This is a genomic window from Methanolacinia petrolearia DSM 11571 (assembly GCF_000147875.1).
GTDB lineage: Archaea > Halobacteriota > Methanomicrobia > Methanomicrobiales > Methanomicrobiaceae > Methanolacinia > Methanolacinia petrolearia.
Genome location: NC_014507.1, coordinates 132,552 through 147,181, shown reverse-complemented (window position 1 = coordinate 147,181; position 14,630 = coordinate 132,552). Strand labels below are relative to the sequence as shown.

The following is a 14,630-nucleotide window of genomic DNA, read 5'->3' as shown; positions in this document are numbered from 1 at the left end:
CGCCCTACGGGTGACTGGTGATTTTACCGGGATGTTTGTTCATGAGTGCCGGGCGGATTAGGACCTTGTTCATCTTTTTCGCTGCAATAATACTCGCAGCCGTGCTCATGGTATCCTGCGTCTCGGCCGAAGATACGACGAAAGGATCGCTTGACGTCAGTTCGAATCCTTCGGGGGCGGATGTCTACCTCAACGACGAATTCATAGGGAATACACCGCTTACGGTGAATGCTCTTTATCCCGGCATATATTATGTTAGGCTCGAGATGACGGGCTATGAATCATGGGAAAAGATATTCGATATAAAAGAAGGGGAGACCACCTACATATCCTATAACCTTGACGCATCAGTCGGTGAGGCATATTCCATAAATACCGAACCCGACGGTGCTGAGATCTATTTTGACGGTGAATTCAAGGGTTATTCCGACAAAGTCCTGAACAATCTTCCCACGGGACAGCATGAAATCACCCTCGTCCTCGACGGGTACCAGGACTACAGGAGAATTGTCTATATCCAGGAGGGAATGTCGCAGTCGCTCACCCATGTATTCGAACCGATGCCCACGACAGGTACGGTGGTAGTGGAGTCTGTACCGTCAAACGCCGATGTCTACATGAACGGCGAATACATGGGAAGGTCCATGCTTACCCTCGAGGAGGTCGAACCCGGGACATACAACATTACCGTGAAAAAGACCGGCTATGAGGACTGGGAAGGTGTGGTTGTAGTCGAAGCCGGAAAGATCTCGGATGTCTCTGCCGAACTTACGGCGGCGAAAGCGCCGGTTACCATCAATACGGTTCCCGAAGGCGCCTCGGTTCTATTCGACGGAGAAGACTTGGGCACCACGCCGCTCGAATTTCAGGCCGAGCAGGGGAAGCACGAGCTTGTGATCACGAAATTCGGTTATGCCGACCTGACTACATCGATCAATGTAAGTTACGAGGGGGATGACTACGTCTTCGAACTTGTGCCGATGATCGCCGAGGCGATAGCGGAGGCCGAAGCGGTCATAGCGGAGAACAGCGAGTACGGCCCAGACGCGGCACAGGCCGCCATAGAGAAGGCGAAGGAAGCCTACAACGACGGCGATGATGAAGGAGCTCTTTCCTGGGCACAGATCGCATTCCGGCTTGCCGGCGACGTGGACGAAGACGGGATCGACAACCAGAACGACATGGCCCCCGGAGTGAACAATATTATTATCTACATCTCCCCGGTTTTCATTCTGATTGCCCTGATTGCCCTGATCGGCTACGATTTCAGGCGCCACATCATAAACCCGGTCCTTGAGATTGAGGTTCCCCCCTCGATCGACCCGGACGACGAAGACACGAAGGCGAAGATCTCGATCGATACGGGCGGGCCCGCAAAAGGGCATGTGTGCACGATTATGATAGACGGGGAGAGGGTGGAATACATCTCTGAGACGGGAAAATTCGATATCAGTCTCGCAGGAAGGATGCCCGGTCTGCACAAGATAGAGGCAAAGCTCGAGGTTGCAAGGGAGAGATACGGGACTAAGGTCGTTACGGCATCGAAGGTCTTCGAGGTTGGGAGTGATATAATCATCGCCGAAGAGATGATGGAGTGATCCGAAGGACGACCTGAAAGATTAATTTTAGATCAGGCGGTTACTTCTACTATGAACGGGGGAAAGATGAAGACTGAAGAAAAGATTCTCCTGGGAGCTGCGGTGGTCCTTTTTGCTTTTCTGATTTTATGCCCGCTTACGGCTGTTTTTATCGTTTTTACTGCCACCAGCAGTGACAGCCCGGAGGAGATCCATTTCTCCGACATATACGGGGAAAACAACCTGCAGTGGCCTTTCTGGCCGCTGGAAAGGAATAACTTCGCCGATCTTTCCGAAGAGCAGGCCGAATATGTCACCGACTACATGTTCGAGAATATCAGGAACACCACGGGGACTGCCGGCAGGATGAACTTCGGCGCATGCAAAGCATTCTTCTTGGACTGCGGAGATTACGTCCACGAGATCGTATTTTATTACGAGAATACGACCGAATACGATCTCACTCCCGAGCTTATGGCTGAAAATTCGACAGTTCTCCCGGGAGGCGGTGACCTCACCGCAGGCTACAGGATGTACAGGGTTTACCCCGAATTTCCGGCATATCGGAATGCCGAAATACCGTATATCGACTTCACGGACGCATGGACCGACAGCTCGGTCTCGTGCATCGCCGGTGAGATCGCCAGTGTAAGAACCGAAGGAAGATTCTACCGGAATTATGACGGAAAGGTTGCAGCCGTTATCGACATGACAGATATCGGTAAGAAATCCGGGTGGGTCGTGTCAGGCAAGGAAATGATGGAGTCGAAGCAGGACAGCGACTATTCGGGAACCGTCTCGTTTGAAGGCGAATATGTCATACCTTCGGTCCCGGTGATGCCCGTGATATACATCGATTCCCACGTGACCTGCGGACCATACGGAGAAGTCGGGATGTTCTCCTTCAGCAATGTCAGTCTCCCGTTCTCCTTCGGGATTATCGGGCTTTTAGTATACCTGCTTCTGCTGATCCTGAGCGGCGGTTACGTGATTAAATACCTTACAGGGAATAAAAAGAAAGAGGATGAAGAAGAAGGAAAATCGTGATTATCAGGATTTCGCCTTCATCTCCCTTGCAATTTTTCTCTTCACCTTATCCCATGCGGGAGTTGTCAGGAAACTCTCTTCCATATATGATATCATCTTTTCGAACATATTCATAGGAACAGCAAACGTGAGTTCGTCAGCCGGAACGCAGGGCCTTGCGGGAGGGATCAAACATGCCCAGGACGGCCCTCGGGTTTTCGCTCTGCTGCTCGAACCACGGGTAGTAGATTACCGTGCAGCATCCCGACCCGAACGGGCAGACCACGCCGCCGAACGGATCGCCCCGGTCGAAGTTTGCAAGCGTGAACAGGCCGCTTAAGATCTCCCCCTTCGCAAAGAATATGACGACCTCCGGGTTGTCCGCCGGACCGAGCATATCCCATCTTTTGAAGAGATACTCCTTTCCCTCGATCGGAATATGCCGGTCGGACTTTATCGCCTCGTCGACCGTCTCGGGATCGATCTTATACCGCTCGCCTTCCATGAAACCCGGTTTTCCGCAGGACAGGAAATAGCGGAAATCCGGGAAACGCTCTTTTTCATACCCTGTAAAGAATCTTCCCCCGCCGCAGGAGACCGAATCATTGCCGAGGATAAGCGTTTTTCCTTTCCTAACCTTCGCCAGGTCGCAGATTATGCATCTCCAGTTCTTTGACGGAGGGAGTCTTTCGGCATCCTCCCTTTCGGTCCCGGAGTCGATTAATTCAAAAGTAACAGGCAGCCCCGCCCCCGGGAAATACTTCTCCCAGAGCATGACGAACCTGTCAAGTGTCCCGGTATTCATAAAGGATAATCGGTGCCGCTGTTGATAATTCTGGTGGAACCGGAGCAGTATTATAAGGAGATATTCCATAAATTCAGAAAGGGAAAGAGAAGATGAGGACGAAGATCTACTATTTTACCGGGACCGGAAACTCTCTTGCAGTGGTTAGGCGGATCGGGGAGTCGCTTGGCGATTGTGAGTTTATACCTATAGCATCTATTAAGGAAACAGAAGGAAATATAGAACCCGGAGTAGAACATGTGGGAATCGTCTGCCCGGTATATGACATGGGAGTTCCACTGATAGTCAAAGAGTTTGCAGGAAGAATCGATTTAAACGGTGCAGAGTACTGCTTCGCCGTCGTTACGATGGGGGGAATGGGGGCGTCCGCTCTTCATGTCCTAGATAAAACCCTCAGGGAGAACTGCGGCAAAGGGCTTGATTCCGGATTTGCTATAAGAATGCCGGCAAATTTCCCACCGCTTTTCAAACCGCCGCAGGGAGAGAAGAAGGATAAAATCCTAAGGGAGGCGGATGCGAAGCTGGATGAAATCGTCGGAAAGATCAGGGAGGGTAAGAGAGAATATCCTGCACTGACTCCGTTGTCTTCTCTCTTTAAGATTCTGACCTACGGAAAATTCATTAAAGGAGTCCGGAGCTGCGACAGCGAATTTTTCGTTAAAGACAACTGCATCTCATGCCATGCATGTAGCGATGTCTGTCCGACGGGAAACATAGAATTTGCAGGAGGATGGCCGAAATGGAGCCATAACTGTGAGATGTGTTTTGCATGCCTTCATTTCTGCCCTGTCGAGGCGATACAGTGGGGGAAAAGAACCGAGGGACGGGGGAGATACCGGCACCCTGACATAAGGATTCTTGATATGAAGGCCCAAAAAGGGGAGAACGGACGATTAAATAACGAATTAATTCATGATACCAAATAATTTCAAAAAAAACTGAAATATCTATATAGCCACACTGTCAATTAACATGTTAAATTAACAAAAACGGAGTGGCAGATATGAAAAAGGTACTGGTCATTTTATTAATTATTGCGTTATTATTTGCGTTTCCTGTCTCTGCTGCAAAGAATAACGACGACACGGGCAGCGGGGGAGACACCGGGGTTCAGGCTTCGGCCGCATACAATAAAACAACGGCAACCTGGAATGGTAATTCATCAGGAACTACCCCGTCGTCAGGCAACCAGAGGGGTTTGGCAACTGCACAGGAGAATATGAATCAATCGGCAGGACAAGGAACCGGGATTTCCGAAAACCTGACCACTCTCCGGAACCAGAAAGAGATCAAGGCACAGATAAGGCTGATAGAAAAAGAATCTGCAAACTTTTCCGGTTCAGAGACTAACAACATGCTGAAGAACCGGAACACAGTCCATGCTGCTGTTCAGGCGCTCATTGCGGCAGGAAACCTATCCGGCGTAACAGGTGAGCAGATCTCTGCTATCGCACAGGAGTTCAACAACTCTCTCGCTCTCCAGTACAGTGCAGAAGAGAGAATACAGGACAGAAATGCAGTTTCAAGATTCTTCTTCGGCGGCGACAGCGATGCGGCCGGGGAGATCCGGGACCAGATCGAGGCTAACCAGGAGAGGATTGAAAACCTGAACACCCTTATGAACGATTGCGATTGCGACGATGAACTAAGAACCATGATCCAGGCGCAGATACAGGTACTGGAAGAGGAGCAGAACAGGTTGCAGGAGCTTTCACAGGCGGAGCTTGACGACAAAGGCCTTCTTGGCGGACTTTTCGGATAAGTCCGGCTTTATTCTTTTTTAAAAAAGGATTGAAAGTTCCGGCCCGCGACACGGTCAGGCGCTTTCCGCAACTGCATAAATCCAGCCGGTAAGAGGTGATTTCCTGAATTCCGCATTCCAGTTTTTGCCCTGTGATTCGTATTCGACCGATCCCTCGCCGGTAAAGAGCATATATTCCACTGCACGGCCGAATGAAGTGTTCCCGTCGTTAACCATTACTTCCTGTGAAATCAGCCCGGTGTCCGAATTCAGCGCGAATTTTCCTTCTTTGTCTACTGCATAGAACACCGTGCCCGGGAGCTCGTCCTTCAGGGCTTCGGTAATCCCTTCGAGATAAACAGAGGCACCCAGCACGCCCGTGACATCGTCTCCGTCCTTCACGGGCACAGCCACGATTGCCGTGCTTTTGCCGGTTGAATAGCTTACAACTACCGTTCCGACAGATTCCTGTCCCGAAAGGACGAGCGGGAAGTATGAACGGTTCATCAGGTTCGCACTTGCGAGGCCGTCGACGACAGTATAATAGGTCCCGTTGGTGTAGGAATACCACATTCTTGCATCCGGCTCATTGTCCTCGATCTCGGTAAGGACCGGTTTTATCTCCTGCCAGTCCCCCGATGCTGCCTCAAATGTGACGGCTGCAGTTTCAAGCCCCCTCTGTACAGAGGCAATCCTGCCGTCGCAGTAGGACATCAGTGCAAAAAGAGCGGTCTCAGGGCCGTATTCGACCGCAGATCCGGGTTCGGTCAGATCGTATTCGGCGAGTATGGTGTCATATGTTCCGTCGGCCTTCATGGAGTCGAGAGCATCCTGCCATTTCAGCACGGTCTCATCAGGCACCACAGGATTGAATGCGATGTACAGCCCGACTGTTCTTACCGGATATACGGCTGACAATGCGGCTGGATCATAACCGGCTTTAAATGCGATCTCCTCTGCATTTGCACTGCTGCCAAACCAGAGAACCGCTTCGCCGTCCATAAGTTTCCTGATGCATTCTGTATCATCTTCGCAGAGAATGAGGTTTTCAAACCCGTTCTCCGTCAGGAACTGCTGGCGTGAATCGTCCCTGACGACAGCAATGCTTTCCGCCTTTTTGGCAGCCTCAAGGCTATCGATTTCGATTCCGGAGTCGGCTTTTGCATAGAGCACGGTCTCGTAGGAGGCGATGGGCCCGACCCATTTGAAAAGCGGTTCCCTTTCAGTGGTCCTGCCGGTTGAATAGAGCGCCGTGCCGGGTTCATTGAGCACGATATTATAGCCGTCCCCCCAAGGCATAAGTTCGATATCGGCCTTCATGTTCAGCCTTTCAAGGATTCCGTTTACAACATCCGTAGACTGCCCTGAGATATTCCCATCTTCGTTGATATAATTGTAGGGCGGGAAATCTTCAGTGATTATCCTGAGCCCGGAATCTTCTGCAGGGGCCGCAGCCCCGGGGGGAGATTCTCCCAGGCAACCGCAGGCGGCCACGGATAGCATAAATAACACGAAAACTGCGCAATATAATAATTTTTCAATCATAAGCACCACCGGAATGTCAAAGCCGTTTGTACACGGATAATTCCTCCCTGAAGATTTAACATCTTCGCAGGGGGATCGGTTTTAATGAAGATAATGTGCAGAGACCAAAGATCTGGAGAAAACAATTATGACCTGTTAAGAATATATTAGAAATCCGTATGAAAATATTTCAGACGTTAAAAGATATTTTTGCCCCAAAGACTGAAGAGAAGGAGAAAACTTCCGCAGCCGGAGAAACACCCGGGAAAGCGGCGGAAGGAGCCCGGGCCGAAAAACTCCCTGCGCAGGAGGGACAGAAATCAGCAAAAGCCATGAATTATGCCGAACTGATTAACGGGCTCATATCCAATGCAGGCTACAGGAACTACAAACCTGTTGGAACTGAAGAAGCCGCCTGCCCCTCGTGCGGAAAGGAGATCGACAGCTTCCCGGTAAGAAAAATGCAGTGCCCATCCTGCGGTGCGGACATCTTCGTTAGGACCAGGGCATCAGACAAGCGGAAGGTTCTCCTCACCGGAGATCAGCTCGAAGAGTTCGAGAGGCAGAGAACCCTTGACTCCGGGATGTACGATACGAAGATGAAAAACCTGGCAGAAAGGATGGAGAAGTATTCGGATCACGGCGGTTGGGTTTTTCTCTCGGTTCTTGATGAAAAAGACACCCCGGAATATGCAGAATACCACGGCATGGTGATTAAATCCAGAAGCGGGGAAGAGAAAAAGGCGCTCGGGCTTCTTATCAGGCCGGACTCAAGGGCAAGAACGAAGACATGGTTCAACAACCCGGAGCAGGACACAAGTCCTGATGAATACGAGGCCCAGAGGAAGGAATGGTTTGACAGCCGGAAGAAGTAATCCAAAATAAATAAACTCATTTTTTAGAAATTTTTCAAAATAAAAAAACTCCGCGGGATTTAAAACTTCGACTTTGTAATGGTGAAAAGTCACAGTCATTTTCTGAAAAAAATCGATGAAATTTGAGAGGGAAATTATCTCCAATGCGGATAATTAAACCCCTGTTTTTTCCTTATCCCTGATCAGGAAAAATGCGGCCACGAATACTACAATCATCAGTACTGCCATACAGACAGAAGTGGCATTGAATCCGGCCATATTAGCGGCTATTGAATCAGGATCGGGATAAGCTGATATTTCAATTGACATGACAGTTACGAGTATTGCCGTTCCGATAGCACCTGCCGTCTGGCGAAGAGTGTTTAACACGGCACTCCCGTGATGTATCTCCTTATCATCAAGCGAGTTGAGCGCCCATGTAGACACCGGAGTATTCAGCAACCCGATTCCTGTACTGAGTACGATGTAAATTACAAAAATAAGCCATATCGGGCTGCCGGTGTCGATGATAACAAGACCCAGAAACGAAATCATCAATGCAGTCGCCCCCAGAAGTACGGGTCTTCGCGGACCATGCCTGTCGAATAATCTTCCGGAAAACATGCTTGTAATTGCCATAAAAGCTGCTCCCGGGAGGAAGACCAGACCAGTGATTGTCGCAGAATAGCCACGAATTGTCTGGATATAGATCGGGAGTATTACGCTTAATACAAGGATTGCTGCCTGGAATAACATAATAATGAAGACCGCAGACAGGAAATTGCGGTTCTTCAGGACCCTGAGTTCGAGCATCGGCTCTTTGAGATTAAGCTGGCGTATTCCGAACCACGTGAGTATAAGAAGGCCTGCTGCAATTGTAGCGATCGATTCGGGTGACAGCCCTCCTGCCGAACCGATTATACTGCACCCGTAGAGAAGAGAGATCAAACCAAATGTTGAGAGGATTAAAGATAGTTTGTCGAGTACGACATTCCTTCGCTCTACAAAGTCTTCAATCGTAAAGAACGCTACGAATGCTGCAATGACAGCAAGCGGGGCAATGGAGAGGAAAACAAAATGCCATGAAAACAGATCGACAATGACTCCGGAATATGTCGGTCCGATGGCGGGTGCAAACGCTATCACAAGGGAATAAAGGCCCATCGCACGACCGCGGAATCCGAGAGGAAAGATCCACATGAGAATCGACATTATCATAGGAGATAGCATTCCCGAACTTATTGCCTGCAGGACTCTTCCCAAAATAAGAACTGAGAAAGTCGGACCCCAGGCCAGAAGGAGACTGCCTGCCGCAAAAAGTGCCATCGCCGATATGAAAAGCGAACGTAACGAGAATCTGTCAAGAAGAAATGCCGTAACCGGGATCATGATTGCCATAACAAGTGTGAATATGGTGATGAGCCACTGGGCCATTGACACGTCTACACCGAGCTCGGACATGATGCCCGGTAGTGCCGGGGAGACGATTGTCTGGTTTAAAACCGAGATGAAGGCACCCGCCACAAGAACTACCGTCATTACGATCTGTTTGTTGGTCAGTTGAGCGTCATTGAATAGTGAAATATCCTAAACCTCCGGATTTTTGGAATTATTCATTTAAATTTATTTTTGCTGAAATTTGACAGATAAATAAAATCACAACATCAAATCTTATATTAATATGATAAATAGTAACTAAAGAGTTGTTATAAAAAAGACAACAACAGGTTGGTGCATAAGAAAAAATACAACCCGTAATTTAATCTGCCCGTGAAGGAACATACTAAATATAACAGACTGGCGATGTATTCCTTCGGATAAGGATTGATACGACAGAGCGGGGAGTGATACTATTACAGAAACAACAACAGACTATGAAGAGTTCAGGGAACGCTATGGCGAGATAATAGGCAGCGGACAGTCTGCAGTAATTTATGCACGGGATGGTATCGCAACCAAGGTATATCGTGAGGGGCAGCCGAAAAAGCAGGTATACCAGGAAGCCTTTACACTGGCGGTAGTAAAAGACTGCGGTATTCCGGCACCCGAGATCTACTGTGTCGAGACTTTTCATGGAAGAACAGCGGTTCTTATGGACCAGGTACGTGGGGATTCGCTTGCCGATCTGATGCTGAAGTACCCTGAACAGACAGAAGAATATATGGATAAAATCGTCAGTCTCCAGAAGGATATGCACGATATAAGAACGACCGAGTTCAGGCCGCTAAAGCTTGTGCTCTTCGGAACGATCCTTGCAAGCACGGGAATTACCGAAGATGAGAAAAAACGGCTCAGTTCCATGCTGGAGACGCTTCCGGACGATCTTTCGATCTGCCACGGGGACTTCCACGGCGGGAATGTCATATTTGACGGGAAGTCCTACATAATTATCGACTGGGCAGAGGTTGCCTGCGGTGCCCCGGCAGCCGACGCATGCAGAAGCTATATGGACTTTTTCATCATGGATGAGGATATTGCAGAGATGTATCTTGATAAGTACTGTACCGCAACCGGCCGTTCCCGCGAAGAGATCCTGGCCTGGCTTCCCGTTACTGCGGGCTCGCTTTACGGTTATATTGGTGAGGACGTGCAGAAGAAGATCGGGCAGTTTTTCAAAGCCTGATTATTAAAAGAAGAGATTAAAATGGACTCGTCGAGATTCGAACTCGAGACCTCCGCCGTGTGAAGGCGACGTCATAACCAGCTAGACCACGAGTCCACTTGTGATTATTCTTTTTCTGGTTCCGGGATATTAAGAGTTTTGAAGTTTGCGGGATTTTCGGATTAAAAAAGATTTACTCAGGGATGGACTCGTCGTCCCCGGTAATCTCGCTCAGGTAGACGCCGGAGCCGAGCCACCACTCGTCATCGACGGGAAGGACATAGCCGATCTTTATCTCGGGTTTGTCCCCGTTGTCCGGGTTCGGCCAAGAGAAGACAACGTACCCGCCGCCTTCCTGTGCAGCCCCAACGAGCATCTGGATGTCCTTCTCCCCGAATGCACCCTCGTGATCGATGAGGTCCTGTCCGATCTTATCGGTAAGGTAGGGGTGTGCAAGGAGAGTTCCGTTGTAGTCGTATGCATAGAGATAATGACCGGATTCATCGACGAACAAACCTTTCTTATCTGAGATTGCCTCGAAGGCCGCTTCATTACCGTTTTCAAGTGCATATTCCACACCGGATTCGACAAGGGAGATCATCTCCGCGGTTGCCGCCGGGGCGGCTCCGGTATCGGAGTCGACCGGATCCGAGAGATAAAGTCCCGAACCTATCCACCACTCGTCATCGACCGGCATGACACAGCCGATCTTGGGGGCATAGTCTCCTTTTGCAGATTCGTTGATTATCCCGTCATCAGGTTTAGGGTAGAGATATGCAACGAATCCGCCGCCGTTTTCAGCCGTATAGGCGGATGCCTTATAGAACGGGAATCCCCGTGCATCGGTCCAGTCCGACCTGTCGGTCCCGACAAGATCCGGCTGATATGGGTGGGCAAGGAGAGTTCCGTTGAAACCGTAGGCATAGATGTACACATCACCGGATGAGAACTCCCCGTCCGGATCTCCGAACTCATTCAATGCATTAACCATCCCTGCGGACTTTGCATAACCGGCCGCACCTGATACAAAAGACATCAGTTCGCCGACTGTAATATTGCCGGAGAGCCCGGCCGGTTCACCGGGCATAACTCCTTTATCTCCGGTTGTTTCAGGCGGTGCAGTATTACCATGGGCAGTGCCGTTCGCTTCCCCGTCCGAAGTGCACCCGGCGGAAAAAGCCGCAACAAGCATTACTATCAGAAATCCAAAAAAAATTGCCCGTTTTTCCATAATAGATCATCAAGGTCAAAACGAAAAAAAGATGCCGGTTTTTTCGTGACGTTCAGTGATTTAATACCCGCAGGGGTAAATAATACGGTTATGGAAGAGATGACAGACAAGAGGCAGCTTTGGATAATCCTCTTCATAACATCGCTCGGCTCCTTTCTGACACCGTTCATGGGCTCTTCCATAAACGTGGCGATTCCCGAGATAGGGATGGAATTCTTCAGCGACGCAATACTCCTCTCCTGGGTCGCCATATCCTATCTGCTCGCAGCCTCCATCCTCATTGTCCCGATGGGGCGTCTTGCCGATATGAAAGGAAAGACCCGGATCTTTCTCACCGGCATCGCGATCTACACCGCAGGATCGCTCCTTTCGACGATGACATCCTCGATTGATATGCTCATCCTGTTCAGGGTCATACAGGGCTGCGGGGGAGCTATGATCTTCGGGACATCGATTGCCATTATCTCCGGCACCTTTCCCCCGGCGGAAAGGGGAGGCGCTCTCGGGATCAACGTGGCATTCACGTATACCGGGCTTTCGGTCGGACCTGTCGTAGGCGGAGCCCTTACAGAGGCGTTCGGCTGGAGGAGCATTTTCTACCTGAATGCTGCGGTCGGTATACTGATAATAATTCTGGGAATTAAATATCTCAGGATCAAAGAGACGAAAGACGATCAGACCGCATTCGATCTTCCGGGATCTGTTCTCTACGGGGCAGTGATACTCTTCGTAATGCTCGGTTTCCAGGAGCTCCCCGATACTACAGGCTACGTCCTCTTCGCTCTCGGTACTATCTTTGCAGCCGCTTTCTTCTTTCGTGAGAAGAGCACGCCTCATCCCGTCATCAGGATCAGCCTGTTTACCGAAAACAGGGTGTTTGCACTTGCAAACTTTGCGGCCTTCATCAACTACAGCTCCACATTCGCCATCAGCTATCTTTTAAGCTACTATCTCCAGCTGATAAGAGGATTCGGCCCGGAAGAAGCCGGTCTCTTTCTGATCGCCCAGCCTGTGATGCAGGCGATATTTTCTCCTGCGACAGGAAAGCTCTCAGACAGGATCAATCCGTCCGTACTTGCAACAGGCGGCATGGCGCTCATTACGGCCGGGCTGATGCTCTTCACCGTTCTTTCCCCGGAGACGAGCATCACGATTATAATCGTGGACCTCGCTTTACTTGGATTCGGTTATGCCCTGTTTGCATCGCCCAACACCCATGCGGTAATGAACAGTGTCCCCCTGAAACTCTACGGTGTCGCTTCGGGAGTGCTCGGAACTACAAGGATGTGCGGAATGATGACATCAATGGGGATCTCGATGCTCGCATTTTCGCTCACTATAGGAAACACCCCGATATCGGTTGTAGACACAGAATCGCTCCTGTTATCAATAAATTCGGCATTCACGATATTCGTTATACTATGTGCTGTCGGCACATTTGCTTCATATATGGTGATCAGGAATAAAGGGAAAGAATGAACCGCTTTTCACCAAAAGGAAATTATTCGCATAAGTCATAAACTAATTTCGGATGTTCCAGTACCACCCGTACCTGATTCCTGTAATTTTTGCTGCGGCGTTATCGGGTTTTATCGCATTATACTCATTCAGGAGGAGGCGTATGAGGGGAGCCAGAGCTTTTTCCCTTCTTATGCTCCTAGTCTTCATATGGGAATTCTTCTACATGTTCGAGATGTCCTCAACGAACTTCGAATCCATGAAGTTATTCCTGAGGCTGCAATACTTTGCAATTCCCTTCATTCCGGTGGTGCTGCTTTACTTTATCCTTGAATACGGCGGATACTACAGGTTCCTGAATTTTAAATACATCGGGCTGCTGCTCGTTGTACCGCTGGTCTCCCTGATACTCCTGCTGACAGACGATTTTCATCACCTGTTTTTTAATATCGAATACATGGTCGCTGCAGACTATATTATCGTCAGGGGTTTTGAGGCAGGACCGGTGTACAACTTGTTGTGGATCTATTCAGGGATACTCTTCTTCCTGTCCGCCGTAATCAGTTTCCATATCCATCTGTCTTCACAGGGTATTCAAAGAGTCCAGTCAGGGGTTCTCGTAGGTGCATTATCCGCATCACTTTTTGTAGAACTTCTCTACCAGGTAGGAGTCTCGCCCTACCCGTATCTTGACCTGACCGCAATAGTATTTCCTATAAGCGGGCTCTGCATAATGATCGGACTCTTCAAATACAATTTCTTCGACATCGTTCCCCTCCCGAAACAGACGATTTTTTCGAGCCTTTCGGAGGGGATAATCGTTCTCGATTCGAAGAAACGAATAATCGATATAAATTCGATTGCGCAGGACATGCTGGGCGGCGGGGTGGAAGTCGACGGGAGTCTCCTGTTCGAAAAGGATACCTTCCTGAATAAATACGAGGACCGGATGAACTCCCCGGCCTGCATAGCGTTTCTGGCGAGGGTTGAAAGAGATGGCGGTGAAAAGTTCTATGCTGTCTCGGTTACGCCGATATCGCTCAATGACGGGGACAATGTATACAGGATCCTGGTGTTGAGGGATATCACTCACGAAAAGAAGTACGAGAGGGAGCTTGAGAAGTCGAGGAGCTCGCTCAAGATTGCCAACGAGAAGATCAGCCTGCTGAATTCGGTTACGAGGCACGACATACTGAACAATATCACCGTTCTCAGCGCCTATGCGGACCTGATCGGGGACCAGATCCCGGAGGAGGGAAAGAGCAGGGACTATCTCGACAAGATGATCAAGGCAATCGAACAGATTACCCAACAGATCAGGTTTACCGCCGATTACCAGAACATGGGAGTCGACGACCCGATCTGGCAGAACATGAGACGGGTCGTCAGGGAGGCCTGGGAGTCTCTCGGATCGGTCACATCAAGGATCGAGTTCGAGGTGGATCTCCCTGAAAATCTCGAAATATATGCCGATTTCCTCCTCTCGAAGGTCTTTTACAACCTCTTCGAGAACTCGATCCGCCACGGGGAGAGGGTGACGAAGATCTCGGTCTCCTTCGATACGAAACCGGACGGCTCGGGTGTCGTCATCGTCGAGGACAACGGAGTGGGAATACCCGAAGACACCAAACCCCGGATATTTTCAAAAGGCTTCGGGAAGAACACGGGTCTCGGCCTCTTCCTCGCCTCCGAGATCCTCTCGATCACGAAGATAGGGATTTTCGAGACCGGAACGGAAGGAAAGGGTGCAAGGTTCGAGATGGTCGTTCACCCGAACGGGTGGAGGGTTAAGGAAAAGAAAGAAGGGTGAAT

12 protein-coding genes and 1 tRNA gene are annotated in these 14,630 nt (G+C 49.7%); 8 read left to right on the top strand and 5 right to left on the bottom strand.

Annotated features, from left to right (window positions below; translation table 11 throughout):
* The first annotated feature begins 41 nt into the window (after positions 1–41).
* Positions 42–1,598, top strand: a complete 1,557-nt coding sequence (locus MPET_RS00675) for a PEGA domain-containing protein (protein ID WP_083773157.1) — start codon at positions 42–44, stop codon at positions 1,596–1,598.
* Positions 1,599–1,664: 66 nt separating this feature from the next.
* Entirely contained in the window at positions 1,665–2,624 is a 960-nt protein-coding gene (locus tag MPET_RS00670) for a hypothetical protein (RefSeq protein WP_148222162.1), read from the top strand.
* Between the two features lie 136 nt (positions 2,625–2,760).
* Here MPET_RS00670 and MPET_RS00665 read toward each other — a convergent pair whose 3' ends face one another.
* A complete protein-coding gene (locus MPET_RS00665; RefSeq protein ID WP_225353833.1) occupies positions 2,761–3,408 on the bottom strand; it encodes a DUF169 domain-containing protein in 648 nt (215 codons plus the stop codon).
* A gap of 92 nt (positions 3,409–3,500) precedes the next feature.
* Here MPET_RS00665 and MPET_RS00660 point away from each other — a divergent pair, with 92 nt between their 5' ends.
* Both MPET_RS00660 and MPET_RS14300 read left to right on the top strand, forming a co-directional pair.
* Positions 3,501–4,334 (top strand): EFR1 family ferrodoxin, encoded by an 834-nt coding sequence (locus MPET_RS00660; RefSeq protein WP_013328087.1) that lies wholly within the window; start codon positions 3,501–3,503, stop codon positions 4,332–4,334.
* Between the two features lie 77 nt (positions 4,335–4,411).
* Complete coding sequence (locus tag MPET_RS14300) at positions 4,412–5,170, top strand: hypothetical protein (RefSeq protein ID WP_013328086.1); 759 nt, start codon at positions 4,412–4,414, stop codon at positions 5,168–5,170.
* A gap of 54 nt (positions 5,171–5,224) precedes the next feature.
* Here MPET_RS14300 and MPET_RS00650 read toward each other — a convergent pair whose 3' ends face one another.
* Entirely contained in the window at positions 5,225–6,652 is a 1,428-nt protein-coding gene (locus MPET_RS00650) for a transporter substrate-binding domain-containing protein (RefSeq protein ID WP_225353832.1), read from the bottom strand.
* Positions 6,653–6,852: 200 nt separating this feature from the next.
* Between MPET_RS00650 and MPET_RS00645 the strand changes: the two genes are divergently transcribed.
* Positions 6,853–7,548, top strand: coding sequence for a hypothetical protein (locus tag MPET_RS00645; protein WP_013328084.1), 696 nt, complete (start codon positions 6,853–6,855; stop codon positions 7,546–7,548).
* A 153-nt stretch (positions 7,549–7,701) separates the two neighbouring features.
* Here the strand turns inward: MPET_RS00645 and MPET_RS00640 are convergent, their stop codons facing one another.
* On the bottom strand, positions 7,702–9,066 hold the full coding sequence (locus tag MPET_RS00640) for an MDR family MFS transporter (RefSeq protein WP_048130445.1): 1,365 nt from the start codon (positions 9,064–9,066) through the stop codon (positions 7,702–7,704).
* Positions 9,067–9,379: 313 nt separating this feature from the next.
* Between MPET_RS00640 and MPET_RS00635 the strand changes: the two genes are divergently transcribed.
* Positions 9,380–10,150 (top strand): phosphotransferase family protein, encoded by a 771-nt coding sequence (locus MPET_RS00635; protein WP_048130443.1) that lies wholly within the window; start codon positions 9,380–9,382, stop codon positions 10,148–10,150.
* Between the two features lie 22 nt (positions 10,151–10,172).
* Here MPET_RS00635 and MPET_RS00630 read toward each other — a convergent pair.
* Positions 10,173–10,246 (bottom strand) — tRNA-Val (locus MPET_RS00630).
* A 76-nt stretch (positions 10,247–10,322) separates the two neighbouring features.
* A complete protein-coding gene (locus MPET_RS00625) occupies positions 10,323–11,360 on the bottom strand; it encodes a cache domain-containing protein (RefSeq protein ID WP_013328082.1) in 1,038 nt (345 codons plus the stop codon).
* Between the two features lie 90 nt (positions 11,361–11,450).
* Here MPET_RS00625 and MPET_RS00620 point away from each other — a divergent pair, with 90 nt between their 5' ends.
* Positions 11,451–12,839 (top strand): MFS transporter, encoded by a 1,389-nt coding sequence (locus MPET_RS00620; protein WP_048130441.1) that lies wholly within the window; start codon positions 11,451–11,453, stop codon positions 12,837–12,839.
* 52 nt (positions 12,840–12,891) lie between these two features.
* A complete protein-coding gene (locus MPET_RS14295) occupies positions 12,892–14,628 on the top strand; it encodes a histidine kinase N-terminal 7TM domain-containing protein (protein ID WP_013328080.1) in 1,737 nt (578 codons plus the stop codon).
* The last annotated feature ends 2 nt before the right edge of the window (positions 14,629–14,630 follow it).